At 71.0% G+C, this 17,110-nt stretch carries 13 protein-coding genes; 10 read left to right on the top strand and 3 right to left on the bottom strand.

The features are described from left to right. Positions 1 to 48: 48 nt before the first annotated feature. From ITJ64_RS18125 to ITJ64_RS18140, 4 genes are read left to right on the top strand one after another with little or no spacing between them, the layout of a single operon-like run. A complete protein-coding gene (locus tag ITJ64_RS18125; RefSeq protein ID WP_194682054.1) occupies positions 49 to 945 on the top strand; it encodes a glycosyltransferase in 897 nt (298 codons plus the stop codon). A 27-nt stretch (positions 946 to 972) separates the two neighbouring features. Further along, positions 973 to 1,713, top strand: a complete 741-nt coding sequence (locus tag ITJ64_RS18130) for a glycosyltransferase family 2 protein (RefSeq protein ID WP_194682055.1) — start codon at positions 973 to 975, stop codon at positions 1,711 to 1,713. Beyond that, positions 1,710 to 2,090, top strand: a complete 381-nt coding sequence (locus tag ITJ64_RS18135; protein WP_173184042.1) for a DUF2304 domain-containing protein — start codon at positions 1,710 to 1,712, stop codon at positions 2,088 to 2,090. The genes ITJ64_RS18130 and ITJ64_RS18135 overlap by 4 nt, the downstream gene beginning before the upstream one ends. Next, entirely contained in the window at positions 2,087 to 3,742 is a 1,656-nt protein-coding gene (locus ITJ64_RS18140) for a DUF2142 domain-containing protein (protein ID WP_194682056.1), read from the top strand. Before ITJ64_RS18135 ends, ITJ64_RS18140 begins: the two co-directional genes overlap by 4 nt. Here the strand turns inward: ITJ64_RS18140 and ITJ64_RS18145 are convergent. Further along, positions 3,720 to 4,247, bottom strand: coding sequence for a GtrA family protein (locus ITJ64_RS18145; RefSeq protein ID WP_194682057.1), 528 nt, complete (start codon positions 4,245 to 4,247; stop codon positions 3,720 to 3,722). The genes ITJ64_RS18140 and ITJ64_RS18145 overlap by 23 nt on opposite strands. A gap of 145 nt (positions 4,248 to 4,392) precedes the next feature. Between ITJ64_RS18145 and ITJ64_RS18150 the strand changes: the two genes are divergently transcribed. The 6 genes from ITJ64_RS18150 (at position 4,393) to ITJ64_RS18175 (ending at position 12,410) form a co-directional block, all read left to right on the top strand. Further along, a complete protein-coding gene (locus ITJ64_RS18150) occupies positions 4,393 to 5,598 on the top strand; it encodes a nucleotide sugar dehydrogenase (protein WP_370545259.1) in 1,206 nt (401 codons plus the stop codon). Then, positions 5,595 to 6,350, top strand: coding sequence for a glycosyltransferase (locus ITJ64_RS18155; RefSeq protein WP_194682058.1), 756 nt, complete (start codon positions 5,595 to 5,597; stop codon positions 6,348 to 6,350). Before ITJ64_RS18150 ends, ITJ64_RS18155 begins: the two co-directional genes overlap by 4 nt. 37 nt (positions 6,351 to 6,387) lie before the next feature. Further along, positions 6,388 to 7,413 (top strand): NAD(P)-dependent oxidoreductase, encoded by a 1,026-nt coding sequence (locus ITJ64_RS18160; RefSeq protein WP_194682059.1) that lies wholly within the window; start codon positions 6,388 to 6,390, stop codon positions 7,411 to 7,413. 134 nt (positions 7,414 to 7,547) lie between these two features. Then, positions 7,548 to 9,251: a hypothetical protein gene (locus tag ITJ64_RS18165; RefSeq protein WP_194682060.1), complete on the top strand. Its 1,704-nt coding sequence runs from the start codon at positions 7,548 to 7,550 to the stop codon at positions 9,249 to 9,251. Beyond that, positions 9,242 to 10,600 (top strand): hypothetical protein, encoded by a 1,359-nt coding sequence (locus ITJ64_RS18170; protein ID WP_194682061.1) that lies wholly within the window; start codon positions 9,242 to 9,244, stop codon positions 10,598 to 10,600. The genes ITJ64_RS18165 and ITJ64_RS18170 overlap by 10 nt, the downstream gene beginning before the upstream one ends. Before the next feature lie 4 nt (positions 10,601 to 10,604). Then, positions 10,605 to 12,410: a hypothetical protein gene (locus tag ITJ64_RS18175; protein WP_194682062.1), complete on the top strand. Its 1,806-nt coding sequence runs from the start codon at positions 10,605 to 10,607 to the stop codon at positions 12,408 to 12,410. Here the strand turns inward: ITJ64_RS18175 and ITJ64_RS18180 are convergent. Continuing rightward, complete coding sequence (locus ITJ64_RS18180) at positions 12,333 to 14,975, bottom strand: hypothetical protein (protein ID WP_194682063.1); 2,643 nt, start codon at positions 14,973 to 14,975, stop codon at positions 12,333 to 12,335. The genes ITJ64_RS18175 and ITJ64_RS18180 overlap by 78 nt on opposite strands. 74 nt (positions 14,976 to 15,049) lie before the next feature. Further along, positions 15,050 to 17,089: a glycoside hydrolase family 99-like domain-containing protein gene (locus tag ITJ64_RS18185; protein ID WP_194682064.1), complete on the bottom strand. Its 2,040-nt coding sequence runs from the start codon at positions 17,087 to 17,089 to the stop codon at positions 15,050 to 15,052. Positions 17,090 to 17,110: the final 21 nt, after the last annotated feature.

Genomic DNA, 17,110 nt, shown 5'->3' on the forward strand with positions numbered 1-17,110 from the left:
AAGCATAGTAGGCGCGCCCGGAGGAGCTCCGGGTCGGGAAGGTGCAGTGTGTCAGACGAGGTCGTCGCGGTCGTCACCGCCTTCGCGCCGGGCCCCCGGCTCGCCGAGCTGGTGCAGAGCCTGGTGCCGCAGACGGCCCGCGTGATCGTGGTCGACGACAGCGGGTCGACGGATGCGCGTCCCGCCCTCCTGGCGGCGGAGTCCGCCGGCGCCACCATCCTCCGCCACCCCGTCAACCGCGGCATCGCGGCCGCCCTGAACACCGGCACCACAGCGGCCCGCGCCGTTCCCGGCGCCCGCCACGTGCTGACCGTCGACGAGGACTCCGCCGTGGCCGCGGGCTTCGTCGACGCCCTCGTCGCGACGCTCGGCACCGCCCGGGGCGCGGGCATCCCCGCGGGCCTCGCCGCCCCCGCCGCCATCTCGGGGCAGCCCGACCCCGCGGTGCGCACGCAGCGCGGCATCCTGCTCGGCCGCACCCCGATCCAGTCGGGCCTCCTCGTGCCCTTCAGCACCCTCGACGCGGTCGGCGGCTTCGCCGAGGAGCTGTTCATCGACGGCGTCGACACCGACTACGCCCTCCGCGCCGCCCGGGCGGGGCTCGCCGTGGTGCACGCGCGGGGCACCGAGCTCGGCCACAGCCTCGGCCGCCGGCACACCGCGACGATCGCCGGCCGCTCCGTCGAGCTCACCCACAGCGCGCCGTTCCGCTACTACTACCTGAGCCGCAACCGGGTGCTCCTGAACCGCCGACGCGGTCTCTACCGCGGCTACCGCCCGGTGCGCGAGACCGTCGCCGACCTCCGCCACCTCGTGATCGTCACCCTGTTCGTGCCGGGCCGGGGTGCCCGGCTGCGCGCGGCGGCGGCGGGCCTCCGCGACGGCTGGGCCGGGCGCACCGGCCGCATCCCGGACACCCTGGAGGCCCGGCTCTCCCGGCCCTGACAGGGGCCCGCCGCTATGATGGGGCGCATGCCGACCGCCCTCGAACGCACGCTGATCGTGATGCCCGCGTTCAACGAGGAGGAGTCGGTCGCCGCCGTCGTGCGCGAGGTCTTCGCCACCGTGCCCGGTGTCGCCGTGCTCGTGGTCGACGACGGCTCGCGCGACGCGACCGCCCGCGAGGCCACCGGGGCCGGGGCGACCGTGCTGCGGCTGCCGATCAACCTCGGCGTGGGCGGCGCCATGCGCGCGGGCTTCAAGTACGCCATCCAGAACGGATTCCGGAACGTCGTGCAGGTCGACTCCGACGGGCAGCACGACCCGGCCGGCATCGCGACCCTCGTCGAGCAGCTCGAGCACCACGACCTGGTGCTCGGTGCGCGGTTCGCCGGGGTGGGCGACTACGCCGTGCGCGGGCCGCGGCACTGGGCGATGAAGGTGCTCTCGGGCATCCTGAGCTCGCTCACGAAGACCCGGCTCACCGACACGACCTCGGGCTTCCGCGCCAGCGGGCCCCGGGCGGTGGCGCTGTTCGCGCAGCACTACCCCTCGGAGTACCTCGGCGACACGGTCGAGTCGCTCGTGATCGCCTCGCGGGCGAAGCTCACCGTCGCCCAGGTGCCCGTGGCCATGCGGCCGCGCGCCGGCGGGGTGCCCTCGCACAACCCGTACAAGGCGGCCGTCTACCTCGGCCGGGCCGGCATGGCGCTGTTCGTGGCCCTGATCCGCCCGCCGGTCACCTTCGTCGAGCCCCCCGCGGTGAGCGCATGAGCACCGTCACCTACATCTTCGGCATCGTCGCCGCGCTGATCGTGCTCGGCGTCGTGATCGAGTCGCTCCGCCGCCACCACCTGCGGGAGCGCCACGCCATCTGGTGGCTGCTCGCGGGCATCGTCGCGCTGATCATCGGCGTCTTCCCCGACCTGCTCGGCTGGGCCGCCTCGCTCGTCGGCGTCACGGTGCCGACCAACCTCGTCTTCTTCCTCAGCATCGCGGTGCTGTTCCTGGTCTCCATCCAGCACTCCGGCGAGCTGACCGAGCTCGAGAGCGAGACCCGCACGCTGGCCGAGTCGGTCGCACTGCAGGACCTGCGCATCCGGGAGCTCGAGGCCGCTCTCGCCGAGATCGAGTCGCGAAGGAATCGATGACGTCCGCACCACCCGTGGCGGCTCCCGCCGCCACCGCCCCCGTTCCCCGCCCGGTCGGCCGCTGGCTGCTCCTGCCCTGGCTGCTGATCGCGCTGATGGGCACCCTCTGGGCCCTCGCGACCCCGATCGGCGGCTCGCCCGACGAGCCCGCCCACGTGGTGAAGGCGGGATCGGTGGTGCGCGGCGAGCTGCTGCCCGAGACGATGATCCCGACGGGCGGCGTGCTGCACGTGCCGGCCGCGCTGGCGTTCGAGTACAGCCAGAACTGCTTCGCGTTCTTCGCCGACACCCCGGCCTCCTGCGCACCGGAGTTCAGCGGCGACCCCTCGGCGCTCGTCGAGAGCTACTCGGCGGCGAGCCTGTACAACCCCGTCTACTACTGGATGGTCGGCTGGCCCTCGCTCGCCCTGCCCGACATCTCGGGCATCTACGCGATGCGCATCGTCAGCGCCGTGATCACCTCGTTCTTCGTGGCGTCGTGCTTCTACATGATCGGGTCGTGGAAGCGGCGCCGGCTGCCCACCGTCGCCCTGCTCGCGGGGCTCACCCCGATCGCGGTCTACCTGATGGGCACGGTCAACCCGAACGCGCTGGAGTACACCGGCGGCCTCGCACTGTTCACGGCGATGCTCGGCATCGTGCTGCAGCCGAACCCGCGGCTGCTCGGCAGCCGGCTCGCGATGGTGGTCGTCGCGGCCGCCCTCGTCTCCAACTCGCGGGGCATCTCGCCGCTCTGGGTGGCCGTGCTGCTCGCGCTGCCGCTGCTGCTGCTCAGCGGCCGGGAGCTCTGGGCGCTGCTGCGCCGGCCGAGCGTGCTGGTGAGCATCCTGCTGATCGTGGCGACGGCGCTGGCGAGCGCGTGGTGGACTCTGACGAGCAATTCGCTCGGCACGGCTCCGAGCGCGGGGCCCGCGACCCCGCCGGTGAACGAGGGCGTCGGGCTGAGCCCGGTCGAGGGGTTCTTCGGGCTGCTGGGCGACTTCTACCTGCAGCTTCGGCAGATGGTGGGCATCCTGGGCTGGCTCGACACCACGCTGCACCCCTCGGTGTACTGGGTGAGCTACGTGATCTTCGCGCTGATCGCGGTGGGCGTGCTCGTCTGGGTGCGCGGGCGGCGGCTCGCGTTCGTGATCGCGCTGGCGCTGGCCTTCTTCTTCCTGCCGCCGCTCGTGCAGGCGTTCTACGTCACCGCCGGCGGGTTCATCTGGCAGGGGCGGTACACGCTGATCCTCCTGATGACCTTCCTGCTCGGGATGGCCGCGGCCGTCGCGACGTCGCCGCGATTCGAGCGGCGCCCGCCCCGGGTGCTGCTCGGCTTCGTGGCCTGGCTGTTCGGCGCGGCCTGGGTCTACGCCACCGTGTACGCCTTCGCGACCACACTGCGGCGCTTCGCCTCGGGGTACAAGACCGACTGGCCGGCGATGCTCGAGCCGTCGGCGTGGGTGCCCCCGTTCGGAGCGGTCCCGCTGATCGTCGCGTTCGCGCTGGTGGCGGTGGCGTTCGCGCTCACCGTCGTGGTCGTGGGGCGCGACCCGAAGTGGGTCGCGGCGCCGGCGACGTTCGCGCCCGACGGGCCGTTCGGCTTCGGGCCGGGTCAGGGCGGAACCGACTACGGGCAGCCCGGCGCGGTCAGCGCGCCTGTGCGTCTCTGACGGCCTGCTCGGCAGCGGCTTCCGCGGCCTCGCGGTTCTTCAGCGCCGTGAACCCGTCGGCGCGGTTCGGCGCGAACACCCAGTAGCGGTAGAGCAGGAAGCGGAACGCCGTCGCCAGCACCAGCCCGATCACGTTGCCCGAGATGTTGTCGGCCACGATGCTCGTGAGGCCGAGCAGGTAGTGCGAGACGTAGAGGCAGGCCAGCGAGATGCCGAGCCCGAGCACGGCGATCAGGGTGAACTCGGCCAGCTCGAGCAGGAAGTTCTTGCGCCGGTGGTCGCGGAAGGTCCAGTACCGGTTCCCGAACCAGGTGGCCAGGGTCGAGATGGCGACCGAGATGAACTTGCCGCCGAGCGGGGTCTCGTACCAGCCGTCGCCGAGGGCGCCCGACCAGAGGAGGTTCGAGACACTGAGGTCGATCACGTAGCCGACCAGTCCGACCACTCCGAACTTCAGCGCGTAGCGCACCAGTCGTTCCCAGAGATAGTCCCAGATCTTCTTCACTGATGGTGCCTTCTGCGCGTCGGTGCCGGGGGCTCGTGTCCCGAGCCCTCAAAATGATAACCGTCGCTGTATTGTGTCCTTTGCTCTACCGCTGTCGACTAATCGTGTCGCAGCCGAACATCCCCCTACGAACGAGGTCAACCGCGTGTCATCGAAGTTCAGCAACGACGTCGTCGTCATCGGAGGCGGCGGTCACGTCGGCCTCCCCCTGGCCATCGCGCTCGCCGACCGCGGCTCGAAGGTCGTCGTCTACGACGTGAGCGAGCGCGCGGTCGAGGGCATCCTGGCCGGCCGCATGCCCTTCAGCGAGCCGGGCGCCGAGCCCGTGCTGCAGAAGGTGCTGGCGAACGGCATGTTCTCGGCCTCCACCGACGCGAGCGTCGTGGCCACCGCCGAGAACGTCATCGTCGTCATCGGCACCCCGGTCGACGAGCACCTGAACCCCGACCCGAACGCCATCCCCAAGGCGCTCGAGACCTGCATGCCCTTCTTCAGCGACGAGCAGCTGCTGATCCTGCGCAGCACCGTCTACCCGGGCGTCACCGCGCTGGTCGAGCGCCGCCTGCGCGAGGCGGGCCTCGCCACCGAGGTGGCGTTCTGCCCCGAGCGCATCGCCGAGCACAAGGCGATGGAGGAGCTGTTCACGCTGCCGCAGATCGTGTCGAGCCGCACCGAGACCGGCCGGGCACGGGCATCCGCTCTGTTCTCGACCCTGACCGAGCAGATCGTCGACCTCGAGCCCGAGGAGGCCGAGCTCGCGAAGCTGTTCACGAACACCTGGCGCTACATCAAGTTCGCGGCGGCCAACCAGTTCTACATGATGGCGAACGACCGCGGCCTCGACTTCGAGAAGATCCGCAAGGGCCTGACCCATGACTACCCCCGCGCGAAGGACCTTCCCGGCCCCGGCTTCGCCGCCGGCCCGTGCCTGTTCAAAGACACGATGCAGCTCGCCGCCTTCAGCGACAACAAGTTCGCGCTCGGCCACTCGGCCATGCAGGTGAACGAGGGGCTGCCGCTCTACATCGTCACGCAGCTCGAGAAGCGCTTCGACCTCGAGAACCTCACCGTGGGCATCCTCGGGATGTCGTTCAAGGCGGGCTCCGACGACATCCGCTCCAGCCTGTCGTACAAGCTGCGCCGCGTGCTGAAGTTCCGGGCCAAGGCCGTCATCGGCACCGACCCCTACGTCACCGAAGAGACCGACGACACCCTGCTGCCGCTGGACGCCGTGCTCGAGAAGGCCGACATCCTGATCGTCGCCACCCCGCACAGCGAGTACAAGGGCCTCGTCACCGACAAGCCGGTGGCCGACGTCTGGAACCTCCTCGGTCAGGGAGTCGTCATTTGACCGACGGGCTGCGCGCCTCGATCGTCATCCCCGCGTACAACGAGGGGGACGACATCGTCCCCGGTCTCGACCGCATCTTCGAGGCCGTGAAGCTCGACTCCGAGGTGCTCGTCGTCGTCGACGCCACGACCGACACCACGGTGCCGGTCGTCGAGGCGTACGCCGCGGCCGGGCGGCCGAACCTCAAGGTGCTGATCAACGACTACGGCCGCGGCCCCGCCTACGCCATCCGCTACGGCATCGACCACGCCACCAGCGAGACCGTCGTCGTGACGATGGCCGACGGCTGCGACGACCCGCGACAGATCGACGACCTCGTGCGCCTGGTCGAGCGCGGCGTCGTCGTCGCGGCCGCCTCGCGCTACATGCCCGGTGGCCAGCAGGTCGGCGGCCCGCGCTTCAAGAGCTTCCTGTCGCGGATGGCCGGCATCACCCTGCACGTGTTCACCAACGCCGGCACGCGGGACGCCACGAACTCGTTCAAGGCCTACAACGCCGAGTTCGTGCGCCAGGTCGGGATCGACTCGAAGGACGGCTTCGAGATCGGCCTCGAGCTCACGGCGAAGGCGAGGCGGCTGCGGCTGCCCGTCGCCGAGATCCCGACGATCTGGCTCGACCGGGCCTTCGGCGAGTCGAACTTCAAGCTCGCGAAATGGATCCCGAAGTACCTGCGCTGGTACCGTTTCGCGTTCGGTCGCAAGCTGACCGTCGAGGAGCTGCGCGCGCTCACCGACTCCCCCACCACCTCATGACCACCACGCTGAACACCCACCAGAAGGAACGCATCATATGAAGAAGGTTCTCGTCACCGGATCCGCGGGATTCATCGGCGGCTACATCGTCGAGGAGCTCCTCGAGAAGGGCTACCAGGTCGTCGGAGTCGACAACTACTCCAAGTACGGCCCCGTCAAGAAGTCCTACGACGACAACCCGAACTACGAGCTCGTCGTCGGCGACGTGCAGGACGTCGAGCTGATGACCCGCCTGCTCGAGGACTGCGACCACTTCATCGCGGGCGCCGCGCTGATCGGCGGCATCTCGTACTTCCACACCTACGCTTACGACCTGCTCGCGCAGAACGAGCGCATCATCGCCTCGAGCGTCGACGCCGCGATCGCCGCGCACAAGAAGGGCCGCCTCGAGAAGGTGACCTACATGTCGAGCTCGATGGTGTTCGAATCGACCGACCGCTGGCCGTCGAAGGAGGGCGACGAGCGCATCGTTCCGCCGCCGCTGTCGAGCTACGGCTTCCAGAAGCTGGCCGTGGAGTACTTCGCCCGCGCCGCGTGGGACCAGTACAAGCTGCCCTACACGATCCTCCGCCCCTTCAACTGCGTGGGCATCGGCGAGAGCCGTGCGCTCGGCGACGTCGAGATCGACTCGGGCAACGTCAAGCTCGCCATGAGCCACGTCGTCCCCGACCTCGTGCAGAAGGTGCTGAAGGGCCAGGACCCGCTGCACATCCTCGGCTCGGGCGAGCAGGTGCGTCACTACACCTACGGCGGCGACCTCGCGCGCGGCATCGTGCTCTCGCTCGACCACCCGGCCGCGCTGAACAACGACTTCAACGTCTCGACCGCCGAGGGCCACTCGGTGCTCGAGCTCGCCGAGACCATCTGGCGGAAGATCAAGGGCCCGGACGTGCCGTTCAACTACACCTCCGACCCCGGCTTCGAGTACGACGTCGCCAAGCGCGTGCCCGACGTCACCAAGGCGAAGGACCTGCTCGGCTTCGAGGCGACGACCACGCTCGACGACATGCTCGACGAGGTCATCCCGTGGATCAAGAACGCCGTTGCCGACGGCACGATCTAGCTCCTCCCCGAACGGCCGCCGGTGGTCCACACCGGCGGCCGTTCACTGACCGTGGGCGACCTGCGCGCCCTCGTGGCCGCGGGCGCCCTCTCGACCGACCAGCTGCACCCCTCCCCCACGAACGGCGGCCAGAAATGATCGACAGCTCCCCGCGCACCACCCCGGCCGGTCGCGTCGACGCGGCGGTCGATCGCGTGGTCATCGGCGCGCAGCAGCGGCTGCACGCCGTCAGGGCCCGGCTGAACCCCGACGTCGTGGCGGCCATCGCGCTCGCGCTCGTCGTGCTCGTGGCCGCGGCGATCGTGTTCTCCGACGTGCGCAAGCAGTACTTCATCTACGACGAGTTCGACTACCTGACCCCGCCCGACGGGGCGAACTGGCTGCGCTGGATCATCACGCCGCACAACGAGCACACGATCCTGTTCACCAAGGTCTGGTTCTCGCTGCTCTACCAGACCATCGGGCTGCAGGGCTACTGGCTCTACGCCCTGCCGATGCTCCTCTGCCACCTCGCCGGCGGCGTCGCCGTGTACGCGCTGCTGCGACTCGTCGTGCCCTCCCGCGCGGTCTGCGTCGCGGTGGTGGCCCCCGTGCTCGTGATGGCAGCCGGAGCCGGCACCGTCACCTGGGCCGGCCAGTTCCAGTACACGGCAGCGACGGCCGCCGGGCTCTGGGTGCTCTACCTCGCGCTGTCGCCCCGCGTCGGGCCGCGCCTCCGGGTCGCCGGCATCGTGCTGCTGTCGCTGTTCGGCACCTTCAGCGGCTCCGCGTACATCCCGCTCGGGGTCGCCGCCGGCCTCGCGCTCCTCACGCTGCGCCGCTACCTGCTCGGCGCGATCGCGGTGCTCGTCCCCGCGGTCTGGTTCGTCGCGGTGCGGGTGTTCTGGACCATCCCGAGCTACAACAGCGCCCACAGCCTGGAGCAGGTGCTGCGCGACGGGCCCGCGTTCGTCTACGCCCTGCTCGCCAAGGCCGTCAACGACTCGATCCCGGTCGCCGACTCCTTCACCCCCGCGCTCCTCGTCGTGGCCACCGTCGGCGTGCTCGCCTACCTGGCCGTGCGCCCCGGCGCCCTGGCGCCCAGCAGCCGCGCCCGCCGCACCTACCTGTTCCTCCTGGTCGCGCTGGTGCTCTCGCTCGCCGTCACCCTGATCGGGCGACTCAGCCGCGACGTCGCGGAGTCGGCCAGCGGCGGCTACTCGTACTTCATCCTGATCGTCGCCATCCCGGTCTTCGTCGCGAGCCTCACCCGCTTCGTCAGCGGCACCCGCATCGCGGTCGTGCTGCTCGTGCTGCTGCTCGGCGGCTGGGCCGCGATCAACACCGTGGCCCTCGGCGACGAGGCGGAGGGGCTCTCGCAGTGGAAGGCCGGCAACGCCGCCCTGCTCGGCGCGGCGGCCTCGCTGAGCGACGACGGCCTCGTGGCCGTGAACCCCGACGCGGTGCCGTCGCCGCAGCTCGCGCCGACCGTCACCTGGGCCGAGCTGTCGGAGATGGCCGCCGACGACCGGATCGCCGACATCGAGCCCTCGGTGCTGAGCGCCGACCAGGTCTCGCTGAACGTGCAGTGGACGGGAACCGGCACCGACGTCACCGACGACCTCGCCACCTGCGAGACCATCGCCCCCTACGCCTCGCTCGCCCTGCCGGCGACGGCCGAGGTCGCTCTCGCTCCGGTCGCGCCGCTGGAGGCCACGACGATCGTGACGCTGAGCTACCCCACGAGCGCCGCCTCCCTCCCGGTCGGGGTCGACGACGACGGCACCCTGCTCGCCTCGACGGCTGACCGTCCCTCCGTCGTGACGGCCGGTGACACCGCGGTGACGGCGTGCCGCTGACCCGCGCGGCCGACTGGCTGCTCGGGCGGGAGCCCGGCCGCGTCCGGCCCCTCGCCGCGCGTGCCGGTGCCGTGGCGGCGCTGTTCGCCGCCGGCACGGCCGTGGCCGCCCTGCGGCTGCCCGACGGCCAGCGCAACGTGCTCTGGTCGGAGGACGGCAACCAGTTCCTGGAGGGCGCGTTCCGGCACGACTACCTCGGGATGCTGTTCACCCCCTACGCCGGCTACATGCACTTCCTCCCCCGCACCGCCGCCCAGCTGGTCGAGACCGTTCTGCCGACGACCGAGCTCGGCACCGGCATGAACCTGGCCGGAGCCGCCGTCTGGTCGGCGGCGGCCGTCGCCGCCTTCGTCTTCACGCGCGACCGGGTGCGGCTCCCCCTGCGCGTGCTGCTCTGGCTACTGGTGCTCATCGTGCCGATCGGCTCGCTGGAGGTCGCGACCAACGTCTCGAACTCGCACTGGTTCCTGATGTTCTCCCTGTTCCTCGTGGTCTCCGCCCGCTCCGGACCGGGGATCGCCCGCACCGTCTTCGGCTCGGCGCTCGTCGCCGCGGCCGTGCTGAGCGATCCGCTCTCGCTGGCCTTCGCCCCGCTCGTGATCGCGCGGGCGGTCGTGCTCCCCCGGCTGCGCGAGAACGTCGTCGGGCTGGTCTTCGCCGCGGCGGCGGTCGTGCAGGTGATCGTCGTGCTCGGCACCGAGCGCGACCGCGGCGATCCCACCCTTCAGCCCGCCACCATGGCGTCCACCTATCTCGTGCGGGTGGTCTTCGGCGACCTGCTCGGGCACACGACCGGCAGCACGGTGTACGCCGGGCTCGGCCGCCTTCCCGTCGTGCTGATCGCCGCGGCGCTCGTCGCGGTGCTGGTGCTGCTCATCGCGCTGCGCCTCCGGCGCGACGGCCTGCCCGCCATCGCCCTCGCCGCCTCCGCGGGCTTCTTCACGGCCACCGCCGTGCTCACCTGGAACCGCCTCGGCCTGCAGGAGCCCGGCACCGAGGTGTTCCTCGGCGGCCGCTACCTGGTGGTGCCGTCGCTGCTCCTGATCGTCTCGATCGTCTCGACGGCCAGCGCCTGGCTGCCCGCTCCCGGGGTGCGGGGCGGCCGCCGTGCCGTCGGCGCCGGTGTCGTCGTCGTGCTGGCCGCCGCGCTGATCGCCCCGGGCGTCGTCGACTACCGCTCGCCCGACAACAAGGCCGGGGTGCCCGAACTCAGCGTGTCCGTGCCGGGCTTCCGCGCCGAGTGCGCCGCCGATCCCTCGGCGTCGGTGCGGGTGCCGATCGGCCCGGCGGGGACGTGGTTCCTCGTGCCCTGCCCGCGCATCCTCGACACCTCTCCCGGGGAGCGGTGAGGGCATGTCGCTCTGGCTCGTGCTCGGCTGGGTCGCCGCCCTGGCGGTGCCGCTCCTCGTCGTCTTCGCCGCCGCCGTCGGCCTGACCGCCCGGCTCTGGCGCGCGACCCCCGGCCTCGCCCCGGCGTTCGGCGTGCTCGGCGTCGCCGGCAGCGCCTGGCTCGCCTTCGTGGCCCTCTGGCTCAGCCCTCCCCTCGGCCTGGTGCTCGCCGCCGCGCTGCTGGTCGCCTCCGTCGTCGCGGTCGTGCGGACGGGCGTCTGGCGGCGGTGGCGCGACGGCCTCCCCGTGCTGGTGCTCGTGGCGGCCGCCGCGGTCTTCGCCCTGGCCTTCGCCTGGCTCTGGGGCCCGGGAGCCGACCCGTACTCCACGGTGGCCGACCGCTTCTTCCACTTCGCCCTGCCGAGCGACAACACCATCCCCGGCGTCTTCGCCGACCGCCTCGCCCTCGACGAGAGCACACGCGCGATGATCGGCGACTGGAACGGCGGCGACCGTCCGCCGCTGCAGACCGGCCTCGAGCTCGCGCTCGGCCCCGTCGTCGCCCTCGCCCAGCTGCTCGGCGGCGGCGCGGTCGTGGGTTTCGGCGGCGTGCTGCCCGACGGGGCCGCCTTCGCGGCCGATCTGCTCGCCCAGCTGCTCTGGCTGCCCGCCGGCTACGCCCTGCTCCGGATGCTCGCCTTCTCCCCCCGCTCGACGGTGCTTGCCCTGTCCGTCGCCGCCCTGGTGCCGACCGTGATGGTCAACACGCTGTTCACCTGGCCGAAGCTGCTCTCCGCCGCGCTGGTGCTCTCGGCGCTGGCCTTCCTGCTGGCGATGCGCCGGGCCGCCCCGCGGACGATCTGGCCGTTCGTGCTGGCGGTCGCCGCGGCGGCCCTTGCGGTGCTCGCGCACGGGGCGGCGGCGTTCACCGTGCCGGTGCTCGTGCTGCTCGGCCTGCACGCGCTGCGCACCCACCGGCGCACGCTGCTCTCGGCCTCCGTTCCGGTCGTCGTCGCCGGCGCCGTGGGGTTGGCGCTCTACCTGCCGTGGATGCTCTACCAGCGCCTCGTCGACCCGCCAGGCGACCGCCTGCTGAAGTGGCACCTCGCCGGCTGGATCCCGGTCACCCCCGACTCCTTCCCGACCGTGCTGCTCGACCAGTACCGCTCCACCCCGCTCAGCGAGCTGCTGACGAACCGGGTGGAGAACGTGGTCACGCTGCTCGGCATCGACCAGCTGCACCGCCTGCAGGGCCCCCGGGTCGACCTCGTGCGCTTCTTCCGGGTCGAGGACTGGACCAGCACGCTGTTCGCCCTGGGGCTGCCGGCCGTCGTCGCCCTCGTCGCCATGCTGCTGTGGTCGCTCCGGCACCGCCGGAGCCTCGACGGGACAGCGCGGCTGCGACTGCTCGTCCTGGCCGGGTTCGGCCTGTGCCTGATCGTCTGGGTGCTCGCGATGTTCCTGCCGAACGCCACCTTCGTGGCGCAGGGCTCCCACGCCTGGATGCTCGCCCTGGTGCTGATCCCGATCGCCTGGGCGGCCGAGCGCGCCCCGCGTCCCGCCCTGGTCGCTCTGGGCTTCCAGGCGGCCGCGACCGTCGTCGTCTACTTCGCCTTCACCCTGCAGGATTCGGCCGCCCGGCCGCTGTCGCCGGCGGCCGCCGTGGTCGCTGCGGTCGCCCTGCTGGTGCTCGTCGCCGCTCCCCTGCCACTCACCCGCTGGGCGGGACGAGCGGCCGGGGAGGCGACGGGGTCAGGGGACGACGACGGTGCGGCAGCCGAGGTCGCGGTTGTCGAAGGTCGCCGTCAGGCAGACCCGATGGCTCCCTGAGCTCGCCGGCACGACGGTGTCGATGCCGTGCAGCGGGCCGACGCCCGGGAAGTACGACGCGATCCAGTCCAGGCGGGTCGCCGCCGCGATCGGGGCGCCCTTCCCGTCGACGTCGACCCAGATGTAGGTCGTCGCGGTCGAGTTGCGGTCGACCGACCAGCCGGTGATCTTCACGCCGCCCTTCACGCCGGTGACCGAGTCGATGCTCGTGGCGCCGGTGGAGGGCACGTCGATCGTCCGGCAGCCGAGGTCCTGGCCGTCGAAGCTGGCCCGCACGCAGACCGTGTGCGGCCCGGCGCCCGCCTTGAGTGAGACGGTGAAGCCGTGGTTCTTGCCCACGCCCGGGAAGTACGAGTCGATCCAGTCGAGCCGGTCGGCCGCGAGGTACGGGCCGCCCTTGCCGTCGACCGTGATCCAGACGTACTGCTGGGTGGTGGAGATGCGGTCGACCGCCCAGCCGGTGAGGGTGATCTTCTGGTCGGAGGCGGTCAGCGAGTCCCACGACGCGGCGCCGCTGGAGGGCACCGTCACCTGCTTGCAGCCGTAGGAGACGTTCTCCTTCGTGCCGGTCACGCAGACGGTGTGCACGCCCGAGGTGGCCGGGAACGAGCCGCTGAAGCCGTGGCGGGGCCCCTTGCCCGGGAACAGGCCCTCGATCCAGTTCAGCTTGCCGCCGGCCCAGATCGCGCCGCCGCCCTTGCCGTCGATGGAGACCCAGACGTAGGTCGAGTCGGAGGAGGTCTGGTCGAGCGACCAGCCGCTGACGCTGATCTTGCCGATCTCGGCCGACACGCTGTCGAAGGAGCCGACCTCGTTGTTCGGCACGGTCACCGTGCGGCAGCCGTACGAGGTGTTCTCGAGGGTGCCGATGACGCAGACCTCGTGCCGTCCGGGCTTGGCCAGGATCGTCGCGCTGAAGCCGTGGCGCTTGCCGGCCGCGGGCCAGGCGGCGGCGGCCGCGTCGTTGTTCTCGCCGGCGTAGTACGCCTTGCCCTTGCCGTCGACGTTGATCCAGACGTAGCTCGGCGCCGTGCTCCGCTTGTCGAGGCTCCAGCCGGTGACGGTGACCGAGCCGAGCTGACCGGTGGCGCTCTGCACCGCTCCGGTCTCGTTCGTCGGCACCGTCACGGTCGCGCAGCGCAGCAGCACGCCGGCGTAACCCGAGACGCAGACCTGGTGGGTACCGGGCTTGGCGGGTACCACCCGGTCGAAGCCGTGCAGGTTGCCGGTGCCCGGGTAGAGCACCGGGGTCCAGCCGAGCGGCTTGTCGACCTTGTAGTTCTGGCCCTGGCCGTCGACGTCGACCCAGATGTAGGTCTGCGCGGCGCTGGCGGTGTTCAGCGACCAGCCGGCGACCCGGATGCCCCCGACGACGCCCTCGGCGGTGTCGAGGTAGCCCGCGGCAGTGCTCTTCGGCACCGTCACCGTGCGGCAGCCGAGGTCGGTGCCGTTGGACTTCGCGGCGCAGACGGTGTGGGTGCCCGCGGAGGCGCCGACGATGCCGTTGAAGCCGTGGTTCGGCCCGAGGTTCGGGTAGAGCACCGGGATCCAGCCGAGCGGCTTGTCCGCGGTGAGGTTCGACGAGACGCCGTCGACCGAGATGGTCACGGTGACGGGGCTGTCCTTCGCGGGGTCGACGGCCCAGCCGGTGACCTGCACGCCGCCGGCGACCGGCTTGACCGTGTCGAGCGCACCGTGCGGGTTGCTGCTGCTGCGGGGGTCGCCGAACCAGTCGGTGTACAGGCGCCAGAAGTTGCGGTTGCCGTACGAGGAGCAACCGTCGTTCTGGCCGCCGTAGAGGTTCGACATCGCGACCGCGTTGGGCTGGTACGGCGTGTAGTAGTAGAGGCCGGCGGTCGCCTTGTTCTTGATCAGCACGGGCGAGGAGCCGCAGGCGGCGTTCGGGTGGTAGCGCACGGCCGAGTACTTGCCCACCGGGAACCAGGTGAAGAACGCCGAGGTGCCGGCGGGGTTCGTGTAGCGCTTGTACTGCCAGGCCGCCTTGTAGACCTGGTTGTAGAAGCCCGAGAACTCCGCGTCGCAGGGAGCGGTGTCGGGGCACGCGAAGCCGGTCGCCGAGGTGTACTGGCTCTGGCTCGGCCAGGAGTCGGTGATCAGCGACTGCTCCTTCTGCAGCAGCACGATCAGCACCGACTGGCTGACGTTGCAGGCCTGGCCGACCTTGTAGATGATGGTCGCCGAGGTCTCGTTGGGCGCCCCGGAGTAGGCGTTGCACATCGCGTCGGCCGAGCGCGACCAGGTGGTCTGCCGGTAGTCCTTCAGGCAGGTGTAGCCCGAGCGGCAGCTCGACACCTGGCTGTTGAGGAAGTTCTGCACCGCACCGGCCGACATGGCGCCGCCGTTGAAGAAGTTCTCGTCGCTGATGATGTTGCCGGGGTCGAAGTCGGCCGCGGTCGCGGTGACGAGGGCCTGCGGGGCGCTGCGGGTGAGCACGGGCGCCGCGGCCGAGGCGGGCTCGGCACCGGCGGCGGTCAGGCCGGCCACGACGAGGATCAGGCTGAGAACGGCTGCGACCAGTCCCCGTCGAGTGGTCGTGCGTGTCATCGTGGCTCCGCTCATCACACCTCATCCTAAAGAGAGGCTGTGCGAAGCCCGGGGACTCGCCCGGTTGCGGCGTGTCAGCGGTGCAGCACGTCCCGCACCGCGAGCAGGTAGGTGCGGCCGTAGCGCTGCGACGGCTCCAGCACCGCGCCCTCGGCCCATTCGTTCCACGCGTTGACGAAGACGACCCGCTCGTCGCGCGGCCGCTCGGCCACCGAGGAGACGGTGGTGTTCAGCCAGCGCCGGAAGGTGAACGGGTTCGAGCCGTACCACATGTCGGGCTGCCACTGCCGGCGGGCGGTGTTGTCGAAGTTCACCATCACGCCCGGGTACCGGTGGGCGGGCGGGGCGGTGTTCAGCCGCTCCTCCGCCTTCTCGGCCATGGCCGGGTAGGAGAGCAGGTTGCCCTTGAAGCGCTCGTCGAGCCCGCGGTGGTCGCGGGGCAGCGACTGCCAGAACATGTTGTGCGGCGCGAATTCGAGGTAGGCGTCTAGTCCGTGCTCGGCGAGGGACCCCTCGACGCCCTGCATCGAGGTGCCGACGTCGACCGTCACGAGGTGGAGGCCGGGCAGGCCCGCCTCCTCGGCCACCTGGCGCCAGTGCGCGACGACCTCGACGTGGTCGGGGATCTGGGTGATGCGGTAGACCGCGATCACCGGCTTGTCGTCGATGCGGATGTAGCGCGGGTCGGTGATCAGGTGCAGCACGTCGTGGATGAACTGCTTCGCCGAGACGCGGTCGTAGTCCTGCGCGATCAGGATGTTCTTCTCGCTGCCGTCCCAGCGCCTGGTCCAGTTCTCGTTCGCCCACATGATGCAGAACGGCTGGTCGGAGTCGGAGGCCGCGAGCTCCTCCACCGGGAGGTCCATCAGCTTCTTGCCCGCGAACCAGTAGTAGTAGTACATGAAGCCCTCGAGGCCCGCCGCGGTGGCGAGCTCGTACTGGGCGTCGCGCACGCCGGGCGTGCGGAGGTCGTAGAAGCCGAGCTCGCTCGGCAGCAGCGGCTGGATGTGGCCGGGGTACAGCGGCGTTCCGGCGGCCACGTTCGACCACTCGGTGAAGCCCTTCTCCCACCACTCGTCGTTCTCGGGGAAGGTGTGGAACTGCGGCAGGTAGAACGGGATGACCCGGGCGCGGGGCTGCACCACCGCATCCGCCCCGAACCGCTCGAAGGCGGTGCCCTCGGCCGTCGCGGTCAGCGTCGAGGCGTCGCGCACGTCGTAGCCGGCCTCACCGGCGACGATCCCGAGGATGCGCTCGATCGCGTGCGCGGTGGTGGCGTCGACCTGGCCGGCCTCCTCCTCGAAGTCGGAGGCCTGCAGCTCGAAGGCGCGGAGGCCCTGCAGCAGGAAGCCGCGCACCCAGTAGATGCTGCCGGCGGCGAAGCGCAGGCGGTCCTCGTCGCGGTCAATCTGGATGCGCCGGAGCAGCGACCCGACGATCTCGCGGTCGCCGCCCCAGAACTCGGGGCCGAGCACGTTGCCGGTCGAGGTCAGGATGCCCAGGGCGGGGTCGCTCGCGAACTCGTTCAGCACCCGGGTGACCGTCTCGACCGAGCCGGCCAGCTCCGAGAAGAAGCTCTCGCGCCACTCGTCGCCCGAGCCGGCGAGCTCGCCGTGCGCCTCGCGCCAGGCGCTCTTCTTCGTGTGCACCTTGAAGACGAGCTCGTAGGGGTCGAGGAGCCCGGCGTTGACCACCGAGACCAGCGGCAGGATGTCGCGGCCGTGGTTGGCGATGTCGAGCACCTGCACGCGGTCGACGTTCGTGAGCCGGGAGGTGTCGAGCGACAGCTCCTCCCCCGAGGCGTTCGTGACGATCAGGTCGAACTGCACCGGCAGGGCCTCGAGCGACTGCAGGATCTGCGCGACGAGGTCGGTGTAGAACACGTGCACCACCACGGCCACCCGGGAGGTGGCGGGCTCGGCGACGAACTGCTTCTTCCACTCGCCCGGGTACAGCGCCTTGAGCCGGCTGCTGCGGTTGTACGCCCAGGAGCTGAAGCCCGCGGGGAAGTCGTCGGGTGCGGCGGGGGCCGGCGACTCGGCGAGCTTGTCGCCCACCTTGAGCATGGCGCGGCCGGTGCGGCGCTTGACTCCGCCGATGGTGATTTTTCTCATGACCCTCTAACTCTCACAGCC

It is taken from the genome of Herbiconiux sp. VKM Ac-1786 (genome assembly GCF_015350805.1).
In the GTDB taxonomy this organism is placed as follows: Bacteria; Actinomycetota; Actinomycetes; order Actinomycetales; family Microbacteriaceae; genus Herbiconiux.

What these genes read in the sequence shown, in the direction of transcription:
- ITJ64_RS18140 (WP_194682056.1), top strand. Translation starts at nt 2,087, where the DNA reads ATGACGTCCGCACCACCCGTGGCGGCTCCCGCCGCCACCGCCCCCGTT.
- ITJ64_RS18165 (WP_194682060.1), top strand. Translation starts at nt 7,548, where the DNA reads ATGATCGACAGCTCCCCGCGCACCACCCCGGCCGGTCGCGTCGACGCG.
- ITJ64_RS18185 (WP_194682064.1), bottom strand. Translation starts at nt 17,089, where the DNA reads ATGAGAAAAATCACCATCGGCGGAGTCAAGCGCCGCACCGGCCGCGCC.
- ITJ64_RS18130 (WP_194682055.1), top strand. Translation starts at nt 973, where the DNA reads ATGCCGACCGCCCTCGAACGCACGCTGATCGTGATGCCCGCGTTCAAC.
- ITJ64_RS18160 (WP_194682059.1), top strand. Translation starts at nt 6,388, where the DNA reads ATGAAGAAGGTTCTCGTCACCGGATCCGCGGGATTCATCGGCGGCTAC.
- ITJ64_RS18175 (WP_194682062.1), top strand. Translation starts at nt 10,605, where the DNA reads ATGTCGCTCTGGCTCGTGCTCGGCTGGGTCGCCGCCCTGGCGGTGCCG.
- ITJ64_RS18135 (WP_173184042.1), top strand. Translation starts at nt 1,710, where the DNA reads ATGAGCACCGTCACCTACATCTTCGGCATCGTCGCCGCGCTGATCGTG.
- ITJ64_RS18180 (WP_194682063.1), bottom strand. Translation starts at nt 14,975, where the DNA reads ATGACACGCACGACCACTCGACGGGGACTGGTCGCAGCCGTTCTCAGC.